General features: G+C 46.0%; 12 protein-coding genes and 1 riboswitch. Of the genes, 8 read left to right on the forward strand and 4 right to left on the reverse strand.

Annotated features, from left to right (window positions below; genetic code table 11):
* The 6 genes from NSQ38_RS09840 to NSQ38_RS09865 all read left to right on the forward strand — a co-directional run bounded on the left by NSQ38_RS09840 (position 1) and on the right by NSQ38_RS09865 (position 12,967).
* A complete protein-coding gene (locus NSQ38_RS09840; protein WP_339788865.1) occupies positions 1-2,142 on the forward strand; it encodes a glycosyltransferase in 2,142 nt (713 codons plus the stop codon).
* Positions 2,143-2,393: 251 nt separating this feature from the next.
* A complete protein-coding gene (locus NSQ38_RS09845; protein WP_339788867.1) occupies positions 2,394-3,020 on the forward strand; it encodes a bifunctional 4-hydroxy-2-oxoglutarate aldolase/2-dehydro-3-deoxy-phosphogluconate aldolase in 627 nt (208 codons plus the stop codon).
* Between the two features lie 167 nt (positions 3,021-3,187).
* The gene (locus NSQ38_RS09850; protein WP_315939679.1) at positions 3,188-4,114 is read left to right on the forward strand and encodes an alpha/beta fold hydrolase; all 927 of its coding nucleotides are present in this window, start codon (positions 3,188-3,190) and stop codon (positions 4,112-4,114) included.
* Positions 4,115-4,340: 226 nt separating this feature from the next.
* Complete coding sequence (locus tag NSQ38_RS09855; protein WP_339788869.1) at positions 4,341-6,734, forward strand: YcdB/YcdC domain-containing protein; 2,394 nt, start codon at positions 4,341-4,343, stop codon at positions 6,732-6,734.
* Positions 6,735-7,164: 430 nt separating this feature from the next.
* Positions 7,165-8,292, forward strand: a complete 1,128-nt coding sequence (locus NSQ38_RS09860; RefSeq protein ID WP_062836448.1) for a transglutaminase domain-containing protein — start codon at positions 7,165-7,167, stop codon at positions 8,290-8,292.
* 163 nt (positions 8,293-8,455) lie between these two features.
* Positions 8,456-12,967 (forward strand): collagen binding domain-containing protein, encoded by a 4,512-nt coding sequence (locus NSQ38_RS09865; protein WP_339788871.1) that lies wholly within the window; start codon positions 8,456-8,458, stop codon positions 12,965-12,967.
* A 133-nt stretch (positions 12,968-13,100) separates the two neighbouring features.
* Here NSQ38_RS09865 and NSQ38_RS09870 read toward each other — a convergent pair whose 3' ends face one another.
* The 3 genes from NSQ38_RS09870 to NSQ38_RS09880 form a co-directional block, all read right to left on the reverse strand.
* Positions 13,101-13,742 (reverse strand): class D sortase, encoded by a 642-nt coding sequence (locus NSQ38_RS09870; protein ID WP_339788874.1) that lies wholly within the window; start codon positions 13,740-13,742, stop codon positions 13,101-13,103.
* A gap of 275 nt (positions 13,743-14,017) precedes the next feature.
* Entirely contained in the window at positions 14,018-15,499 is a 1,482-nt protein-coding gene (locus tag NSQ38_RS09875) for an amino acid permease (RefSeq protein WP_339788876.1), read from the reverse strand.
* Positions 15,500-15,616: 117 nt separating this feature from the next.
* A riboswitch (Lysine riboswitch) is annotated at positions 15,617-15,833 on the reverse strand.
* Between the two features lie 147 nt (positions 15,834-15,980).
* Entirely contained in the window at positions 15,981-17,123 is a 1,143-nt protein-coding gene (locus NSQ38_RS09880) for a virulence factor (RefSeq protein WP_339788878.1), read from the reverse strand.
* Positions 17,124-17,365: 242 nt separating this feature from the next.
* On the opposite strand from NSQ38_RS09880, the gene NSQ38_RS09885 reads away from it, so the two are divergent.
* A complete protein-coding gene (locus NSQ38_RS09885) occupies positions 17,366-17,785 on the forward strand; it encodes a hypothetical protein (RefSeq protein WP_339788881.1) in 420 nt (139 codons plus the stop codon).
* Between the two features lie 47 nt (positions 17,786-17,832).
* On the opposite strand, the gene NSQ38_RS09890 is transcribed toward NSQ38_RS09885, so the two are convergent.
* Entirely contained in the window at positions 17,833-18,531 is a 699-nt protein-coding gene (locus NSQ38_RS09890; RefSeq protein ID WP_036668013.1) for a response regulator transcription factor, read from the reverse strand.
* Between the two features lie 344 nt (positions 18,532-18,875).
* Here NSQ38_RS09890 and NSQ38_RS09895 point away from each other — a divergent pair, with 344 nt between their 5' ends.
* Positions 18,876-21,722, forward strand: coding sequence for an ATP-binding protein (locus tag NSQ38_RS09895; RefSeq protein WP_339788884.1), 2,847 nt, complete (start codon positions 18,876-18,878; stop codon positions 21,720-21,722).
* The last annotated feature ends 263 nt before the right edge of the window (positions 21,723-21,985 follow it).

Here is a 21,985-nt window from a genome sequence, read left to right on the forward strand (position 1 = left end):
GTGAGCACGTTGAAGAAAGACCCGTTACGTAAATCGCAAGAAGAATTCAAACCTCAAGCAGAGCCGAATTCCCAAGAGAAAGAGAATCAGAATGAGAAGCAACATGAGAGCGCAAATGAGAATCAGAAAGAGAACCAGATTAATCATCGACCGTCCAGTCGTTCTGATAAATCGCTGGAAACCCGCCAATCGGAAAAGCTTGAAGAACTTTGCCAGGAAAGAATACTGATCGCCAGCCCGGTTCGCCAGACAACTCCGGTGCTCCGTGAATTTCTGGATTCTCTGCATGCACTGGAACGAACAACAGTGAAGACGGATTATCTGTTTGTTGACGATAACGTGGAAGAAGCCGCATCGAATATATTGCATGAATTTTTGCTTCAGCATGAAGGGACGGTTATTCAAGCAGATGAACACGGCAGCGGTAGTTCTGACAACAAAGGGGTGTACACCAAGGATGAGGGAGGACACTATTGGCAGGATGAGCAGATTTGGCGTGTAGCCGGTTTGAAAAATCGCATATTGCAATATGCACGCGACAATCACTACGATGCGGTTTTCCTGATTGATTCTGACTTGGTGCTGCATCCGCGGACTCTGGAGCAACTTGTATCGAGTGGCAAAGACATTGTATCCAATATCTTTTGGACCCGCTGGCAGCCGGATGCCAGGGAAATGCCGCAGGTATGGCTGCAGGATGAGTATGCTCTGTATCGCCGCGGTGGCAAAACAGTAGACGGAACCGAGGCGGAAGACGAGGGCACGCAAACGACTGCTTTTCTAAATCAGCTGCGGATCCCGGGTTGTTATGAAGTTGGAGGGCTAGGGGCATGTACCCTTATTCGCAAAAATGTTCTGGCAGCAGGAGTTTCGTATGACCAGATTCCCAATGTATCCTTCTGGGGCGAAGATCGTCATTTCTGCATCCGTGCTCAGGCACTGGGTTTTCGTTTGTTCGTCGATACTCATTTCCCTGCGTACCACATCTATCGATTGTCCGAACTGCCGGGGGTATCTGCCTTTAATCGTAGGGCGAGACGAGGTGAGGAGACGATCAGTATTACCCTGTGTATGATTGTGAAAAATGAAGAAGCTTCCCTCGCCAGATGTCTGGACTCAGTCAATGGTATTGCCGATGAGATTGTAATCGTGGATACCGGATCAACGGATCGTACCCGTCAGATTGCTTCCAGATATACGGATCGTATCGTTGATTTTGAATGGGTGGATGACTTTGCAGCAGCACGCAACTTTGCCTTCGATCAGGCGAAGAGTGAATATATTCTGTGGCTTGATGCTGACGATGTGTTCGAACCGGAAGATCGTGCGAAACTGATCGCCTTGAAACGTTCGCTGGACCCGGATGTGGATAGTGTCACGATGGATTACAATCTGTCATTCACAGCAGATGGCAAGGTAGCCTACAGCCTGCGCCGGAATCGTCTGGTGCGTCGGGATCGGCAATTTCGCTGGATTGGCGCGGTTCATGAATATCTGGCTGTAGCGGGCAATCTGCTGCATAGTGATATAGCGGTTACCCACAAGAAAGATAAGGAGTATACCGATCGGAATCTGCGTATCTATCGCAAAAGGGAACAGGCCGGAGAAGAATTCGGGCCGCGTGACTTGTACTATTTCGGTAATGAACTGAAGGACCATGGACAGCATGAGGATGCGGTGAAGTACTATGAAAAGTTTCTGGATACCGGGCTCGGCTGGGTGGAAGATCAGATCGCTGCTTGCCAGAAAATTGCGGATTGTGAAGCTGCACTTGAACATCCGGAACAGGAAGTCACCGCGTTGTTCCGATCATTTGCCTATGATTTGCCAAGAGCCGAGATTTGCTGTCGATTGGGTGGTTATTTTGCCGACCGTGAAGATTATCGCAAGGCCCTGTTCTGGTACGAACAGGCGACTCGTGCTGTACGTCCTGATGACCCTATGGTGGTGCTGAATGAAGCAGCCTGGACCTGGATGCCGCATCTGCAACTATGTGTGTGTTATGACCGGATGGGTAACCGTGCCAAGGCCCGGGAACATAATGATATCGCACTCGCCTATCATCCAACACATCCAAGCATGTTATATAACGATCGATACTTTAAAGATTTGGAGAAGGATAACGTATTGGAAAAAGCTTAGTATTTTTCGGTTGAAATGCTGCCTCTTTTGTGGAGTTTAATGGGTGAATTAATCCCGTTTTCCATGAAGAGGTTTTTTTGCGTTATGATAAAAATACTTCATAGTGTCCGTGGAACACTCATTCACTTCAGAAATGGATTAATGTATTTCATCCAGGGGAGGATATGCTTTACAATAATGAATAACGGAAAAGCGGTGACCATGATTGCCTGTCTTCGGCTGCCGAATTGATAAAGCAAGGGGAACTGGATATGAATCTGACGGAAGTACTATTGGAGTCAAGACTGGTAGCGATTGTGCGCGGTATAAGCCGCGAAGCGGCAGTAACAGCTGGACAAGGTATGACAGGTGGTGGAATCCGACTGATGGAAGTCACACTGAACACACCTGGAGCACATGATATTATTGCAGACTGGCGTGAGCGGCATGAAGGAAAGGCTTTTGTTGGAGCGGGTACGGTACTGAATGTGCAGATGGCGAAGGAAGCGGTCGCAGCAGGAGCACAATTTCTGGTGTCTCCCAATGTCGATCTGTCTGTCATTGAATATGCTGTAGAACATGGTGTCGAGATCTGGCCTGGAGCCATGACACCTACGGAGATTGTCGCTGCTCATGAAGCGGGAGCACGAGTTGTGAAGCTATTTCCGATGGCAAGTCTGGGCATTCCGTATCTGCGGGAGATCAAAGCCCCACTGAATCATATTCCACTGCTGGCAACAGGTGGTGCTACACTGGAGAATATTGCCGATTATTACGCAGCAGGCGCTGCTGCAGTGGGTCTGGGAAGTGCACTTTTACCACGAGAAGCTCTTGTAGCAGGAGATCATGAGCAGATTGCAGCTTGTGCACGGAGATTTGTGGAAGCAGCCGAAGCCTAGGCTCCAGTGTCAGATGAGGGATATGTATATTTGGGTATATATATGAAGGCACCTTTAATTAATTGTTGGATCAATCTTTATCATAAAAACCGATGTCCTTTAACGTGCCGTTCATTCTATTGTTTTATGATGGATGTATGCCAGAATTCGGAGAGGAGAGATGCCATGTGAAAGCTAAAACAATGATAGGCGGCATGCTCGCCGTGGCCGCAGTAACGGCAGGTGGATTATGGAAGGCAGCGGTAAAGAGCCAGACACCCAAGAAGATTCCAATCACACTGACACCCCCAATGCCATTTGAGGATGTGACCTTTGACAGTGGGGGAGGTCGGGTGCATGGCTGGTTCATCCCGGCCAGAGCCGACATTCCAAAACCATGGCCGCTCGTTATTATTGCACATGGCTGGGGCTCCAATCGCTCCCGTGTTCTTCGTTACGCACGTCCGATCTGGGAAGCAGGATATGCCTTATTTATGTATGATGTGCGTAGTCATGGGGCCAGTGATCCGGTTCGTGCTGCATCTGCCTACCTGTTCCGGGATGATCTGCTCGCGGCGTTGCAGTATACGACTGCACGACCAGAGATTGATGCGGATGCCATCGGAGTGCTTGGTCATTCTTTGGGGGGATTGGGTACGATTCTTGCAGTGACGGAGGGAATTCCTGTATCAGCAGTGATTACGGACTCGATGCCTTCGCAATTTGAGGTGATCGTCAGTTCAGAGCTGAGACGCCGGCGTCTGCCCTTGTTTCCACTGGCCCAGTTAATTCCGAGAATCTGGTTCTGGCGACTGGGTGAATCTCTGAAATCCTATCGTCAGCGTGATCCGGTGATGATGCTGAATGAACGGCGCAGGGGGATGCAACTGCCGATGCTTATGGTGCACTCCAAGGGAGATAATTTCATTCCCCCGAGTGAGCTTGAATATTTTATGTCCAAAGCCGATCCGCCTGTTGAACATCTATGGGTCAACAGCGGAGGACACAGTTGTTCCGAGGAAGATCCCGCCTTCTGGGACACCGTTATTCCCTTTTTGAAAACCCATGTCCAAGGTCAGGCGAAGTCGAATGATTCGTCTATAGCGAGTAGTTGATAAGGTAGAATCAGCCTACATAAGAGTGCAGGCTAACAGAGAAAACGCCAACGTGGTTGGCGTTTTTTTGCTGTTATTAGCAATATGCAGAAATTCACATTTGTAAAATTGCCCGGAAAACGACGATTAAAAAGGAAGCTTATGGTATCATAGAATAGACTGGCAATATTCATGCGAGGTTATTTGTTATGCTTCTTTGTATGAAATTGAAGGGAGAGGTCGAGATTTGAGTTTGAATTGGAAGTTTAATTTACGTATGAAAATGTTCGCAACCAAAGCAACAACCGCAGCGATGGCAACACTGCTGCTTGCTTCGCAAACACCAGGTTTTGCAGGCAGTGCATCAGCCGCGCAAGCAGAGCAGTTGACCGAAGCGACAACGGGGGAAAATGAACAACTAGACGCAACGAGCAATGACGTGCCTGAGGGAGCGAAAATCTCATCCAGGCAAGCCAGTGAAAATATACTGAAATTATTTCCATTGTTAAAAAAAGCAACAATCTCATCTGCACGATTCGATTCACCTAATTCCTATCCACCGCCAGACTACAAGGCATGGGAGATCGGGTTTCAGATTACACAAGGAAATCATACGTCGGGATTCAGTGGAACTGTACATGCAGGCACAGGGGAAGTGTTAAGTGTACATTTGCCGTCAGATATCCTGGATAAACATGTCTCAGAATCGGATGTGAAACTAACCAAAGCTGATGCTGAAGAAAAGGCCGTGGCATTATTGTACCAAGCGATTCCAGGTCTTAAGGACAATGAATATGCTCCGCTTGGAGATCTGTATTCTTCCATTGAACAACAGTCATTGTTTGGCAGAACAGAGTATCGATACGGGTACCAGTTAAAACATGACGGATTGTTATCTGACGCAGAGACAGTCTACATTAATGTGGACGAAAGTGGTTTGGTGACAGGTTACTCAAGAGGTACTACCGAAGCCAAGTATCCCTCATCGAAACCGGCATCTTCAGAAGAGAAGGCCAGACAGCTGTTTGAAGAACAGTTCGATGTGGAACTGGCTTATATCGCCAAAGATCGTCTGTCTTCCAAGCAGGGTCAGCAGTATTACCTTGCATATACACCAAAAAATATCAGTATCGTTCCGATTGAAGCCAATACGTTGGAACGGATTAATACATTAACAGGTAAAGCTGTAGATGAAGATTCTTTACAGCAGGATACGAAGTTAAAAGGTGATGTGACTCCTTTTGTCCCGGCCAATGGTACGAGATTAAATGTTCAGCAGGCCGCCAATCGTGTCGCAACAAACTTTGATATTCCCAAGGGTTATAAGCTGGAACATAGCCAGTTGAGCAAGGGACATTACTCAAGTCCGAACAATCAGGTATGGAGTCTGAGCTGGAGCGATCGAAGTGCCAATATGTCCTATATGTTCATGCGGGATATCTCAGCACAGGTAGATGCAGTAACCGGGCAGATATACAGCTATACGATGATGCAACGAATGGGACCGGAGATGGAACAGGAGAAGCCTGCTGAAGAGAAGACAGGCCAATTGGTAACGCGGAAGCAGGCTGAGAAACTGGCGATGAACACGGTCATTGCGCTAGTTCCAGATGCAACGGAGCAATTCCGGCTTGCTAACGTGATTGAGGTGGACGATGCTCGCACATTTTTGTTCCAGCGTTATCTGAACGGAATTCCGGTTAAGGATGATACGGCACAAGTACAGGTGTTGAACAACGGTACGATTAACGAGTTCTATACGCGTATTGCGGCTACGTCTGAACAACTGCCGGCAGATCTTAAGCCAGCCATCAGTTACGAAGAGGCCAAGGCAATCTATCTGAAGGAGTTCAAGTTGGTTCTGGCGTATTCTCGTTACGGTGGATGGGGTACGAACAGCGGTGAAGTCATCCCGGTGGGAGTTAACCTAGCTTATATGCCTACACGAGATGATCATTCGATCTACGGCAATTATGAAGTGCTGGATGCGAGCACAGGAGAGTGGAAGCTTTTATACAGGGACACAAGCTCTGCAACCAAGGCTGAACCTACGGATATCTTGGGGCATGTGGCCGAAGCAGCTCTTCGCAATATGACACAGCATGGCGTATTGCTTGCTGATGAGCAGGGACGTGTATTCCCGGATCGTGTGATCACCCGAGGAGATTGGTTTAACTATCTGGCAAGAGCGATTAATCCAAATATGGATCTGTACTACAGTGGGGACGGAGAAGACAAGTTATACGCTGATGTGACGCCTGATAGCCCGTATTATAAGGCAGTTCGGGCATTAATCGATCAACGCTGGCTTGCCGGATCGGACCCTGAACAGAATTTGAATCCGCAGGAAGAGATGACACGTGAAGAATTGGCAGTGTTGCTCGTACGTATATTGCGCTATGAGAAGCTGGCCGGATTCTACACGTTGCCATCGGATCTTCCGAACATCGCGGATGCCAGTGCCATTTCAAGTAAAGGGGCTGTTTCCCTGAGTTTGAAGCTGGGATTACTTCCTTCGATTGAAGGACGATTCATGCCTGCACGCAAAGTGACAGTAGCTGAAGCTTCACAAGTATTGGAACGGCTGGCGAAGCTTCAAGGTAAGACAGATACGTTTATGAGTGGTAATCGCCTGTATTAGACGAGGAATCAATCATATCGTGACCAAACGAATCATAGGATGAAGATAACGGGTAATCGTGATTCATTGAACTGAAGATCAAAGGGACCTTCCATAGAAGGTCTCTTTTGATTTAATTTTTACAAAAATTAAATCATTTCAACTAACATTTACACGATAACGGAGAGGTCAGAAATAACTTGAGGAAGCGAAGCGTGCGCCTAAAAGCTTTCTGAAAGAAAGCTACGTCGGAAGCATACGCTATCACCGGATTTTTCCTTTTGAATAAAGGATCAAAAAAATCTGGGGATAACAGCGATCGGAAAGTTGTTCTGACATCGGAGTGTTCTTGTAAATATTCTTTAGTTGAAATGATATAGAAGAATGACGATAGAGCCTTTTGTGATACAATAGGGCGTGAGAACTTTGCAAAGAAGGGTGGGTTCCTTTCATGGGTAAGAACGGGAAACGAATTATCACCATACTGCTGGCAGGCTGTCTGATTGCTGTAGCATTACCACGTACGGTTGATCTGGATCAGCTGTATGCTGCATCAGGGACATCAGATATATCCACGGCAACAGATTTGCGCCAGACCTTGCTTACCGCAATGTCACAGCGAACGGAGGAACTTGTTTTTACATACAAAGGCAATGTGAAAGGCCTCAAAAAACAATTACAAACCTCCATCGATGAGGCAATGAAGAGTGACCCCTATATCCAATATACCGTTAAAAGTTATGCATTTAATTATAAAGGCTCCAATGTGTCGGCCGAAGTACATGTGACTCTCTCCTACCGGGAGACCAAGGAACAGACCGATTATGTGAATCGTAAAGTCACAAATGTGTTGAAAGAAATCATCAAACCAGGCATGACGGATCATGAGAAGGTCAAGGTCATCCATGATTGGATTGTACTTAACCTTTCCTACGATACTTCGTTGAAGAAATATACGGCTTATGACGGGCTTGTAACAGGCAGTACGGTCTGTCAGGGATATTCATTGTTGGCATATCGGATGCTGGAGCGAGTAGGTATCGATAACCGGATTGTGGAAGGTACAGCGGGTGGGCAGCTTCATGCCTGGAATATCGTGAACCTGGACGGCAAGTGGTACCACATGGACACCACCTGGGATGATCCTACCCCTGACCGCAAAGGTAAGGTGAGCCACAGCTATTATTTGCTGAGCGATGATGAGATGGCACGTGACCATATCTGGACAGGCAAAAGCAAGTACCCCGCTGCGCCAGCCCCATATCGAGAAGCTTTATTAAAGCTGGTGAAGGCCGGAGATAGCAAAAAAGCTGCTTATCAGAAGCTGTACCATGCTCTGGACTATTCCCTGTATGATGAACAGGATGCCGTCAAAGGCCATGCTGCGCTGAAGACCAAGGTTCAAAGTACACTGAAGGAAGGCGGAACCTCGCTCACGTTCAGGTACAAGGGTACGGAGGCTGGACTGATTGAAGATTTGCAAGATTTGTACCAGCTTGGCATGAAATCGATATCTTATTATGTGTCCAAGATGGAAGGTACTACAGATCTGCGCGTCAAAATTAACTGGACACTATAACAATTGTTTGAACAGGATGCTCCGCTTGAGGGGTATCCTTTTTTGCGTTTAATTTTGTGTTCAAAAACGAGGATTTTAGTGTTGTCTATTTTTTGTATATGTCGCTTTGCTATTCTAATCTTCGGCGTATGCCAACACTACGTACGAGGAGGATATGCAAAAAATGAGGAAAAAAGTGAGCATAGTGATCATTGCTCTGTTACTGGTCACGCAAATGATGCAGGGTTGGATATTTACACCAACCATGCACGCTCAGGATGAATTAACTAATTTGCCAGCCAGTGCAATCAGCGATACAGCGTCAGAAGAAGGTTTGGCAGTTTCGGAAGAGGTGAACAACGTTGACGTTGCAGCCACTCCGGAAGAAGAGGGGAAGGGAAACCTCAACCAGAGCAGTTTAGCAATGGCAGCTGCAGGTCCGGTAATTACAGATCAATTGATTACCAGTGTGCAGATGTACAATCAGGTACCAGAAGACAACGGGAATGGCACTATTGAAGTCAAAGGAGATAAAATCGAGGATATTCGACCACGCATTCAGGATGAGGTGGCTGTAGTCTTTACATGGGGACTTGCAGATGACAACCACAACTACAGCGATGGCTCTACGTTCACCTTTAACTTGCCCGATAAATTCATCATCGGATCGCAGCTTAAGGGTAATCTGGATGGCGGTGTTGGGGAGTATGTGGTGAATCCAGATGGCACAATCATTTTTACCTTTAATGAACTGATCGAGCATGCGCAGCTGGAAGGTAACTTCTACGTGTGGATTAAGTTCGATGAGAGCAAGATGGAAGATGGCTTGAAACAACAGATAGACTTTAGTTCCGTAGGGCAGGGCATCATTGATGTGCATTTTGCCAACACAGCTGTAGATAAGTTGAAGAAATCGGGAAGCGCAAACAAAAACAACTTCAACTCCGACGAAATTGAATGGACCGTAGATTTTAACCAAGGCGAGAAGGCTTTGAAAAATGCGGTTCTTACAGATACGTTGCCAACAAACCTTGAACTCAAGGGCAATATCGAAATTCGCGAATTGGAAGTGCAATTGAATGGATCTGTAAAAGCAGGTCCAGTAGTTCAAACGGAACCACAGTTTCCAATCCAATTGGGGGATACAGATAAGGCCTATCGTGTGACCTACACGACAAGTGTTAAAGCACCAACCACTGCTCCGTTCACCAACGTGGAGTATCAAAACCAGGTTGCGCTTACAACGGATCAGAGTGAGCACAACGAAACAGATATTGGCCGAGTTCGTGTGAGTTTTAATGAGCCTTTGAACAAGTCAGGGCAAGATAGTGCGTATGATCCGGTGACACAGACGATCACATGGAAAGTGCAATATAACTACAATCAGCAAGAAATCATGCAAACGAATGCATGGATTGAAGACCGCTTTGATACGGCAAAACAGCAACTGATCAACAATTCCGTCAAAGTGTATCAAGTGGACATTAATGCAAGCGGAGCGGCTTCGAACAGAATACTGATCAATCCGAATGAATACACACTCGAAGCGATGGGTACAGGGTTCGATGATGGCTTCAGATTACATTTTAAGAACGATATTACCAAGGCCTATGAGATCGAATATGATACACAATCCATTCATCGTGTTTATACAAACGACACCATTACGAACACAGTGAACATGTATGATGGTACTTCCAAAACAGGCCGAAGAGACATTCAGGAAGTCATTTTTGCAAAGAGTGTAAAAAGTGAAAACTTCAACACAAAAGAAATCGAATGGCAGATTATTTTGAACCGTGATTTGCAGGACATGACGGATATCATCATCACGGATAATTACGAAGGCAGACACATGAAGCTGATTCCGGGTAGTCTTCAAGTGAGTGGGGTTAACAAAGAAGACTTCGAACTGACTCCAGACCCGGCTGATCCAACGTATGAAAATGGATTCTCCGTTCGCCTGAAGGACGGCGTTACAATTAACACGGAACATGTCATTACCTATACAACAAGCTTTGACCCGACGGCAGGTATGCCAACGGATAATGAATATCGCAACTCTGCCAAGATCGATTGGGAAGAATCCAATGTAGCACAGACTGCGATTACCAAATCTGCTGTTGTCAAACCTCAAGAGTACACCATTCAAAATGGTAACAAAAAGGGCGAATACAGCGCCAAAGACAAAAAGATCACATGGACAATTGATGTAAACTACAACTTGTTTGATATTCACGAAGCCATCCTCAAGGATGCCTACACGGGTAACCAATCTTTTGTAGACGGTTCATTAAAAGTTCATGAGTTAGAGTTACAGGGAGCCAATAACGTTACTGCTGTAGGTAGCGAGGTTCCGCTCATACCTGGTCAATTCCAGCTGAACCCGGACGGTAAAGGTTTTACATTGGATCTGGGTAACATCGGCAAAACAGCTTATCGCATTCAGTATCAAACGAGCCTGGATGGACCTTATTCCGTCGAAGGCACGTATGCTAACCAGGCTGTTCTAACCGACGGTGAGGATGGTGAGGTACGCTTTAATCGATCAGCGAGCGTCACGCCAGTTCACGGTGGTGTGTATGTACAAAAAACAGGTCAACAGATCGGTACAACGGATAAAGCATCATGGACGGTAAATATCAATCCAAGTCAATCTTATATTCCAGCGGGTTCTCAATTAACAGATACCTTGTCGGAGAACCAAATTTTATTGGCTGATTCATTGAAATTATATGCAACGAACCTGCCTGCCAACAATTCAGGCAATGTATCCAACAAAGCTGGACTGGTTGATCCTGCTGATTATGAATTGATTGTGGAGGGCAATACATTTACCTTCACCTTCAAGAAAGATATCCATACTGCATTCATTTTGGAATATCAGTCCTATATTAATGCCGATCATGGCGCCCGAATTGAGAATAAGGTTGAATTTGCAGGCCAATCTTCTTCGGTGGTAGGGGAAGGCAATCAGGCGGGGATTAAAGTTTCATTAGCTGGAGCAGGTGGAGGAGCCTCCACTGGTTTAGGCAAAATCAGAATTCACAAAGTCAGTGATACCGGAGTTCCGCTGGAAGGAGCGATCTTCGCAATCTATAATGCGTCTGGAACTACGCTTCTGGAAACATTGAAACCAACGGACGAGAATGGAGTAGTTGAAAGCTCCAGAAACTATCGATTAAACAATCTGACCAATGGTGTACCTTATAAGTTAAAAGAATTATCTGCACCTGCAGGATACTTGGTTGATCCTGAATATGGCTCTGCCTCAGGTAAAACAATTGAGTTCAAAGATGCGGATATTGCTTTTGAAATTGAAAATAAAAAGATTCGTCAAGGCTTCGAATTAACTAAGGTGGATGCTGCTGACAGCACGAAAACGCTAAAAGGTGCAACATTCGAACTGTACCTGAAAAATGGTCAAACCAGCCAGTTGATCGATACGATAACTTCGGGTGAGGATGGAAAGATCGGAGCAACAGATCTGGAGCCAGGGGATTATGAGTTGATTGAGGTCGAGGCACCTGAATTCTATCAATTGGATTCAACACCCATACCTCTTACCATTGTAACCAATCAAACTCAGATTGTTACGCTCACACATACCAATACGCAGGGCACAAATGCCAAACTGGTGGTGACCAAAGTAAACGCCAAGGATCAATCCGTGTTAGCTGGAATCGAATTCGAACTGCGTAATAGTACTAATGCGGTGGTTGACACACAGGTTACAAATAACAATGGGATCATTGAATTTGATAACTTGCCGTATGGTCCATATACATTGGTAGAGACCAAGGCAGAAGGCTATGTTATTGAACAGCCAGAGACGCTTGTATCTATTATCAAACCGGAAACTCAATTGACGATTGAAAATAAAGAAAATGATCGTTCCGTGAAATTGATTAAAACCAATGCGGGTCGAACTCAGCACCTTCAGGGAGCAGTATTTGAATTACGGGCTCAAACTGCATTGATGGATGCCAATGGGAATTGGGAGTTCCACAAGGTAACAGGTCTGGATGAAGCTACACTGACAACCAATCAACAAGGTGAAATTGTACTTAAAGACCTGGATATCAATAAATATCAGTTGGTTGAAATAAAAGCGCCTAACGGATATATCTTGGACACAACACCAGTACCATTTGAAATTACGAACATACAAACGGAAGCTGTAGTTGTGGAAAAAACGAATCAGGCTATCCCGGTATCGGATGGTGGATCGAGTGGACCTTATAATCCGGGAACCCCTACTACGGGGGGAACACCAGATCCGGAGAAACCAGTAAACCCGGAACCAGGAACACCAAATCCATCGGTTCCAGGCACGGTTGTTACTGAACCTACAGAGTCTGGGGGAGGAACCGAAAGCCCGACAGATGAAGATGGCGGGGTAGCGCCACCGACACCAGGCGTATCCAACGGTGAAGACACTGCACCTCCTGTTGGGGATACAGATGCACCGGATGGGGATGGTGCACTGGCACCTCCTGCTGGAACGGATACAGATGGATCACAGGGCAATGGAAATTCTGCATCACAGCCAAACGGAAGTCCTGGATCTCAGGGAATGCTGCCACAAACAGGTGAAGAGAGCACAATGGCTTACACTGCTGTGGGCATGATGCTGATGGCGCTAGGTAGCGCGGGATTCATGTACTTCCGCCGCAGACAATTGCTTCAGCGCTAGATCGCAGCACGTAATGCAGGAACAGATCATATTTGGATAAAAAAACACCCTCTAACTTTCACAAGTGACTCAGCGTCATCATGTGAATTACTAGAGGGTGTTTTATTTTATTTCAGCTGCACCTTAGGGAAGATCAATATCCGGCAACCTCCGGATTCACTTCAATAGCTCTTACAATTAGGCGATGTGTTGGATTGACGAGTGGATCACAGGTAATTAAGGTAAGGACCTGTCCAAGCCCGGGATCCTCCAGCACAGATAAGTCAGTTGGCTCCACAACGGATATCTGATCTACCTTGTATTGGATAATCGTTCGATCTGCCAGGGTGACTTCCATTGAATCACCAATCTGGAGTTCTCCCAGACGATTGAACAGCCGGCCTTTTTTATGGGCGCGATGAGCTGCTATGGCAGCATTACCTTTGTTCCCGATCCTAGTGGTTTCGACAAGATGGGTTGCAGCTACCTTCATATTGTCCTCCGTTGCACCCTCCAGAATCGGTAAGCGGACATCAATCTTGTCAATCGATAGTACCCCCAACGTATCTGAGGAGGCCTCTTGTACTGTACCTATATTGTCAGTAGTCGGCTCTGCAGAAGCTGCATCCTGTATGCCTTGTTCGAAGGAGTGATTAAGCTTAGACAAGCCGTTTTGCAATTGCTCCAGATCGTTCATGACACGGGTTTGCTGCCAGTCATAATACGTTTCCCGTAGGAAAGGAAAGCTGATGATCAGGATGCCCAGTAGAACGAGCAGAATAGAGAATTTTTTCATTATACATCAACTCCCGTTGTCTAAGAAAAATAGTATACCTTTCTCTATTCTACTTAAGGATCTATACAAAATATGGACAGGGACGAAAGGACGTACAGAAATGTTCGAAGGGGGAAGCCGCCCCAAAACAAAATATCCCCGTTTCGCCACAGTAGGAAAACTGCAACGCCACGGGGAGGTTTTTTAATATGTTAAATCGTATCCGCTGTATAAGTTGATAACAGCGATCGGAAGGTTATTCTGTCATCGAAGTGGCAAGTGTAAATATTGCTTCGTTAGTGCTTGTCACTTGGTGAATCGGTAGGTGTGAAATCACATTCCTTCAGCGGCACCACTTTGGTCTTTTTGATCCATTTGTAACCGAGCCACAACACCAGGAACAGGGGTACGCTCAGGTAGGCAACGATGGCTCCACTCCAGTCGATCTCGTCACCCGTAAATGCCTGGTAGTTCTGTCCGATGATCACGATGATACACAGGACAAAAGCAAAGATCGGCCCAAAAGGGAACCAGCGTGCACGGTAAGGCAGATCGCTCAGATCCCTGCCTTGTGCAACGTATGCACGACGGAAGCGATAATGACTGATAGCGATACCCAGCCAAGTGATAAAACCACACATACCGGATGCATTCAACAACCAGGTGTACACAATCCCATCGCCGAACAGGGAGGCAAGGAATGCCAACATACCAACAGCTGTTGTAAGCAAAAGTGCATTCATTGGAATGCCTTTTTTATTCAGCTTACCCAGGAAACGAGGGGCTTTACCGTCTCTGGCAAGGGCATAGAGAACCCGGCTTGAAGCATACATGCCTGAGTTACCGGCAGAGAGTACAGAGGTTAAAATAACGGCATTCATCACGGAAGCTGCAATGGCGAGGCCAGCTTTCTCAAACACCAGTGTGAACGGACTGACACCGATATTTTCCAGATCACCTTTGAGCAGATTCGGATGCGTATACGGGATGATCAGACTGATCACGGTAATCGCCAAGATGTAAAAAATCAGAATGCGCCAAAATACCTGACGAATTGCACGAGGTACATTTTCGCGCGGGTTTTCACTTTCACCGGCGGCTACCCCGATAAGTTCGGTACCTTGGAATGAGAATCCAGCAGCCATGAACACACCAAGCACAGCGAAGAATCCGCCATGGATGGGCGCATCACCGATGGTGAAGTTGCTGAAACCAACCGCTTCTCCACCCATAATACCAAAGATCATGAGCACACCAACGGCCAGGAAGATGATCACAGTAGCGACTTTGATAATGGCGAACCAGTACTCGGACTCTCCATAACCTTTAACGGACAACACGTTCAAGGCAAAGATCAGCACGAGGAACAATAAGCTCCATAACATGGACGAACTCTCGGGGAACCAGTATTTAATGAGTACTGTAGCGGCAGCAAGCTCTGCTGCAATGGTTACCGCCCAGTTGTACCAGAAGTTCCAGCCCATAGCGAATCCGAGAGCAGGATCGACAAAACGTGCGGCATACGTATTAAATGAACCGGAGTCCGGCATAAAGGTCGCAAGCTCTCCAAGGCTGGTCATTAGGAAATAAACCATGATGCCAACGGCCGCATAGGCAATTAATGCTCCACCAGGGCCTGCGGTTGAGATGGCGGTACCACTTGCGAGAAACAGCCCGGTACCAATCGAGCCACCGAGGGCGATCATCGTCATATGGCGTGCGCGTAATCCTTTTTTCAGGGAAGGTCCAGTTGTTGTTGGGTTACTGCGGTCTTGCATGGAAACACTCCTTCATTCGATATACTGATGTTTGCGATACTTGAATTCATAAACAAAAAGACCACAGGCATCAGCCTGCGGTCTTTAATATTTCAATGTCCGCACCATGTCCCAGATGATTAAGATAGCTCAACACAGAAGAATTCATACCTTTATATAAAGGAAATGTACCTTCCGTGACAGTTCTGCGCCTTTCGACAGCAGCCCCAGCTCACCGGACCGTATAAGGAACGTCCAACGAGCTTCGGCGGGTACACCTTTCGGCTGATCTCATAAGCGGCTCCTTAGCGCCTCCATCAGCGTACTGATCGCACCCGCGACCTCTACCTCACCATCAATGGATGAGGTGTATCTATTGTCTATGAAATTATGAACAACACAACTTAACACCGTGTGTCCTGTTTAGTAAACAGACAATCAGTATAACGCGCATGGTTTTCCAGTGCAATAACAATTGTTGGATGTGAGGTCTGAGAGACGACTATTCCTCTTTTTTGTTACGACCAGCCATCTGCTGCCATACCGTTCCAGCAGCTTGTTCGCCGGATTCGATCCGCTCCAGAGCCATCTTGGCCTGTAGGCTGACTTCAAATTCAGGATCATCGGCTGCAACTCGCAAGGCATGCTCTGCTTCTTCCGTTCCGACCTCATAGAGAAAACGTGCTGCACGCCAGCGTACAAGTTTACTTTTATCGGATAACGTGGCTGTCATGGCTGGAGTAGCGGCAGGGTCACCGATATCAGACAAGGTGTCACCGGCAGTCCGTCGTACCGCAGGAGAACTGTCCTGAAGCGCTTCATACAGCAATTCCATCGCTTCCGGTGTACGAATGTCACCCAGGTATACCACGGCTAAGCGGCGAATCTGCATTTTGTTGTCATGCAAGGCATGGGCTACGAGAGGCAGTCTTTCTGCCGTAGGCTCCATGCCGTCAAATGCCGCATAGCGAACATTCCAGTCCTCGTTTCGCAGAGCCTCTTCCAGTTCGGCTCCATCCAATTCACGGCGGCGCTCGACGAACTCTTCGGATTTGGTGCCATGTTCAATGGCCTGTTTGATGACTTGCTCCAGCCGTTCCGGGGGGTAAGCGGCTTCCAATTCCTGCTCGACTTCACGTGCAATATCAGGCAATTCACCATATCGAACACCGTAATCACTCAGTTTTCGTTCTTTAATCATCGTTGCACTGGCGACTTCTGTCACGGCTTTGACAAAACGATCTGACAACGAGATTCGTTCTTCCTTGATCCCGGCCTTGACCCTAATCTGCATCGGTACGCCACGGAAGAATTGTACAAATACCTGTGCTTCTCCGAAGTGCTCGCCTGAACCATCTTCGGATTCAATCCAGTCCAGATCAATGCCTTGCTGTCCAAGGCGATTTTGGACTTCGCCCAAGATAACGGACCAGTCGGCATTCCCTTTTCGATCAAGTGCGACAAAGTCTGTTGTGTGGAACACACTCTTTACACCGGGAATATGAAGCATCTGGCGAATGAACGCCGGAGCAGATCGTTCGTTGTCCAGTGTATATGTTTTGCGAATTCCGTCCTCCAGACGTTCATCGAGATGTAGCATCATCGTATTTGGGCTCGGTGTTGGTTCAATGGAAACAATATTCATCAATGTAACCTCCTATAGTACCAGATTCATCTTTCACTTCCCGTAAATTAAATCACACGGGTATTTCTCTATTTTACATCAATGTGTGGAATCTGCGAAATCATCCAGAAGCGAAGTGGACGTGTCTAACACTTAATGTGAAGAAGTACGAAATTTGTTAACACTTCTTTCATGTTCACGCACAAACATTTTTAAACGAAAATTGGCACAATAAAGATAAGAATCAACTGGAGGTTATACCTATGGAACCCATTACCGTGCTCTCGGATGGAAAACGTCGTATTGCATATGAGAATATTATTCAATTGTTCAGGAACTGGATTGAGGACTCAACATCTGGTTCTGCCATAGAAACACATCGGGGAAGTTGGGAAAATGCCCGTTATTGTATTGTTGATTATCAGGTTGCCGAAGAAGCGGTGTCAGCAGCAAATGCCATTCGGGCTTTTATGCCACAACTTCCGTTACTGGTCATTACGGATTTCAAATCCCTTATTCGGAAGCGTCACCTGCAACAGATTACAGGTACAGGTGAGATGAAGATGATTCTCTGGAACGAGCATGACCCTGATCAGCTCATCAAGGATATGGAAAGCTGGTTGCATTCGTCGTCTATCCATAAATCAGAAATAGCCATACCGCCCATCTTATCCATGAGATAAAAGAGAGATATGGCCGAAAGTGTTTAACTTCAATCGTTACGATCGTATTAGATCACATATTTATAGCCTGTTCCCCAAACCGTCTTAATATAACGTGGGTTTTTGGGGTCAGGCTCAATTTTTTTTCGCAGACTTGAGATATGAACATCAATAGTACGATCCAGATAGGCGCGTTCGGAGCCCTTGATCCGATCCATCAGTTCATTGCGGGTGAACACTTTACCCGGATTTCGGTACAATTCCTTCATAATCTCAAACTCAATATGAGTGACCTCGATTTCAACGCCATCCACAAACAGAGTTCTTCTGTATTCATTCACATTCACATGTCCCGTAACCTCTGCCTGCTTGTCTTCTTTTACCGGTTTATCCTTATAGGAAATGATGGATCTTCGCAGCAGTGCTTTAATCCGGGCATCCAACTCTTTCAAACTAAACGGTTTGCACAGAAAGTCATCCGCACCATTATGCAATGCGCGAAGTCGATCGTTCAGCATGGTACTTGCCGAGATCATCAGAATGGGCACAGTGGAGTGCTGGCGAAAGGCTTCTACGAGATCATTTCCATCCATTTCAGGAAGCATGAGATCCGTTACAACAATATCCGGCTGGAATTGTGGAAACAGTTGAAGTGCCTCGCGGGCATGATGAACCCGTTCAGTGATATATCCTTCCTCCTCAAGAAAGAAAGCAATCATGTCGGCCAGATTTTTCTCATCTTCTATAAGAAGTACTTTGATAGTCATAGGGTCACACTCCTGGTGAAAATAATATGTTAAGAAAATGCTAAAAAAACAAGGTGAATTGCGAATAAATGCTGCAAATTTTTTAATGTTTCTATCCCAAAATATAGGATGTATATGTAGAGAAAGAATAAGCTTTTTTGATGAACTTCAATATTCTAGCATGAATGTAGTTTGGTTGCCGATCAATCAGAATTTCCCAAAGCTACACCAAGTACTAATTACAGTATAATGGATCAGAACGAGTTAAGGGGAAAAAAGTAAGATTGTATCCGCTTAAGTTTATAGGGGGAACCAACGTTGTTGTTGAAAACAGAAGAAACAATGATCCATGAGGGCAATTGCTTATGGATCGTATAAAGGCAAGACAAATGCTGGATTGGGTCGTGTTGAAGCTGAGAATACCCTGGATTGGGACCAGTCTTCTAATCATTCTGGGCTCACTAAGTACTATTTTTCCGTTTACTTTATTCTATGGTGTACAGTTTATGATTGGTAGCGCGGCAGCACTCGTTGCTCTTCGTTTGCATGGGGCCATCTATGGATTTGTCACCCTTACAGTCATCCATCTGCTAAATACCGTCTTTGTCGGCTTTGTGCCGCACAATTTAACTGTCATGCTTGCCCACTTCTTGGAATTAATCTGGATGCTCGTTTGGCAGATCCGTTGGAAGAATGGCAGCCTAATCAAGGCTAATGCAGTCTTTTGGGTAGTCATGTTACTTCCAGTTATCTATGCCGGGCATTTTATGTTGGGTTTAAATATAGACGATTTGAAGTATGAGTATATGTATATTGCTGTCATTGGTATGGTGAATGCGCTGATCGCGGGAATTGTAGTCGATTTCTGGATCACCACGGGTGAACACAAATCAAAGCGGACGGGAACCATTCCACTAACAAGAATTGCGTTTAAATACGTAGTCGCCTTTGTGGTATTTGTTTCTCTCGTACTGTTATCCGCAGATAGCCGTAGACAATTGGGTCAAATGAATGATGCCATATTACGTGATATGAAATATGCAGCGACTGCGGTTGTTCAGGATATTGATGAAGAGTATGTTACCTCCGAGAACATGGATCAGAATATGGCGCGTTATCATCATCTACTGGGTGTGAATGTGATTCTGCTGAATCGGGATGATACAGTCGTTGCTTCTGGATTGAACACACTTCAGGCCGGCGATTACCTGGACATGGACAGATTCCGTCTTCTGAAATCAAGGGATAACCTTTTTCTGTTAAGTTCCGCAAATATCCATTACAGCGATGTATTGAATCACTGGAAACAAGCCTCTTTTATCTATGAAGCAGAAATGACAAATATAACACCTTATCGGGTATTCATTGTGACCGACTCGTCCAATTATTACCCCCGAATCGAATCCATCTATCTGACCACGCTGCAATCCCTGTTCATCATCATCGTGGCTTCCATGATCGTAGCGGCTCCCCTCAGCAGTAAAGTTGTTAGCCCATTGTTAAGACTGACCAGAATGACAGGCTCTCTTCCGAGACTGCTGTTTCGAAATGGGAAGATGGAGTGGCCAACCAGCCATGTAACCGAAGTACAGATTCTGATTGGTAATTTGCGCAAAATGGCCGATGTGCTGCTGGAACAATTTGAACAGATTCGTCACGACAAGTTAACGCTGGAGGACAGGGTAATTGAGCGTACCAAGGAACTCAAGAATAGTGAAGAGGTCAAACGTGCCATTATTGAATCCTCTATTGATGCGATTATCGCTGTGGACTCCAGTGGGCTGATCGTTGAGTTTAATCCGGAGGCTGAAAGAATGTTTGGATTGCGTCGGGAAGAAGTGATTCTGCACAAGGAAGCGCCGACTCTTTTTCAAGGGGCCAGCTGCAAGGAGATCAAAAATTTGCTGGAGCGATTTGAATATGTTGAAGGTAAAAGATACACCATCGTTGAAGAAATTTCAGGTATCCGACGGGATGGTTCCGTATTTCCGATTGAGTACAAAATTGTTGAGATCCAGTTGGGCAAAAATGAGACATTATATAACCTATTTATTAAGGATATTACGGAGCGGACCAGAGCAGAAGAAGATCGTGTACGTCATGCCCTTGCGCTGGAGAAGCTGAACTCGGAGTTGTTCAATGAGAAGATTGCCATTCAGGAACAGCGAGATATCAGTGAGCAATTTATTGAATCCGTAAGAGAAGGGCTCGTGATGTCTGATCGATCAGGGACCATAACCATCGTCAACCGAAGGATAGAAGAGATGTTTGGTTTGGGTGATTTTATGGGCAGATCCATTGAAGATTTGGCGCAGGCGATTGATACGATGGTATTAACGGACAACTTCAATCTGATGGAACAGACTAGAGCATTCCTGAATGGAGAAACGGCGTTTATCGAGACCGAATTTATATTTAATAATGTGGATAAAAGTGTGTTTTCCTTATACATGAAGCAGATGGATGTCCCGGGTAAAAACCATGGGTTTCTGCTGGTGTTCCGTGACCGGACAGGAGAAGAACGGCTGGATCGGATGAAAAATGAGCTGATCAGTGTGGTATCTCATGAGCTTCGAACGCCTGTAGCCACCATTATGGGATATGTGGAATTAATGATGATGTATGATCTTCCGGCAGCTCAGCAGCGGGAATTCATGCAGACCATCTCTTCGGAGGGCAAGCGGCTGAGCAGTTTGCTCGATGATGTACTCGATATTCAGCGCCTCGACAACGAAGGTATGACTTACCACATGACGTATGTGCCGCTGGTTGAGTTGGTAGAAGGGGTTGCGGAACAGTGGAATATGAAGTCTGCCCAACGTATCTACGTGCATACGTTTAATGGAGACTTTTTTGCTTATGCTGACCAGAACAGGATGGTTCAGGTTCTGCATAATCTGGTGGGCAATGCAGTCAAGTATTCGCCGGGAGCCGATCGTATCGATGTTACGTTATGGGAAGAAGAGGAATGGTTATGTCTTGATGTGCGTGACTACGGAATAGGTATTGCGGAGCAAGAGAAGGACATGCTGTTCAACAAATTCTATCGAGTCGATAATTCGGATCATCGGCAGATTGGTGGAACAGGAATCGGGTTGTACATTTCCCGTAAAATTGTAGAGGATCACAAGGGTACGTTGACCTTTATATCTGCACCGGGCAAAGGAAGTACGTTCAAGGTTCGACTGCCCAAGCAGGACGTATTGGTGTAGATTTAAGGATGGATGAAGAAATGTGTTTCACTTTTATATGAATAATAATTATGTATGAGACCTACGGATAGAGCCTTTGCCCTTCAGCGCGTGAGCGTGATGAGGGGAAAGGCTTTTTTTGTTTTTCAATTTCCCCGGATAAAAAAACAACTTCTTTTGCAAACTGTCTATAGAGCCATAATTTGCATCCCATGCAAAAGGAGGACGGCAGGTATATGTTCCGTAAACAAGAGAAAACACTCATCATCGTCTGTCTGGTTGCA

The organism is Paenibacillus sp. FSL R7-0313 (assembly GCF_037969885.1).
Classification (GTDB): domain Bacteria; phylum Bacillota; class Bacilli; order Paenibacillales; family Paenibacillaceae; genus Paenibacillus.

Excerpts from the sequence above, each read along its gene's own strand:
- NSQ38_RS09865 (WP_339788871.1), top strand. The coding sequence starts at position 8,456 with ATGAGGAAAAAAGTGAGCATAGTGATCATTGCTCTGTTACTGGTCACG.
- NSQ38_RS09870 (WP_339788874.1), bottom strand. The coding sequence starts at position 13,742 with ATGAAAAAATTCTCTATTCTGCTCGTTCTACTGGGCATCCTGATCATC.
- NSQ38_RS09885 (WP_339788881.1), top strand. The coding sequence starts at position 17,366 with ATGGAACCCATTACCGTGCTCTCGGATGGAAAACGTCGTATTGCATAT.
- NSQ38_RS09860 (WP_062836448.1), top strand. The coding sequence starts at position 7,165 with ATGGGTAAGAACGGGAAACGAATTATCACCATACTGCTGGCAGGCTGT.
- NSQ38_RS09890 (WP_036668013.1), bottom strand. The coding sequence starts at position 18,531 with ATGACTATCAAAGTACTTCTTATAGAAGATGAGAAAAATCTGGCCGAC.
- NSQ38_RS09845 (WP_339788867.1), top strand. The coding sequence starts at position 2,394 with ATGAATCTGACGGAAGTACTATTGGAGTCAAGACTGGTAGCGATTGTG.
- NSQ38_RS09875 (WP_339788876.1), bottom strand. The coding sequence starts at position 15,499 with ATGCAAGACCGCAGTAACCCAACAACAACTGGACCTTCCCTGAAAAAA.
- NSQ38_RS09880 (WP_339788878.1), bottom strand. The coding sequence starts at position 17,123 with ATGAATATTGTTTCCATTGAACCAACACCGAGCCCAAATACGATGATG.
- NSQ38_RS09895 (WP_339788884.1), top strand. The coding sequence starts at position 18,876 with ATGGATCGTATAAAGGCAAGACAAATGCTGGATTGGGTCGTGTTGAAG.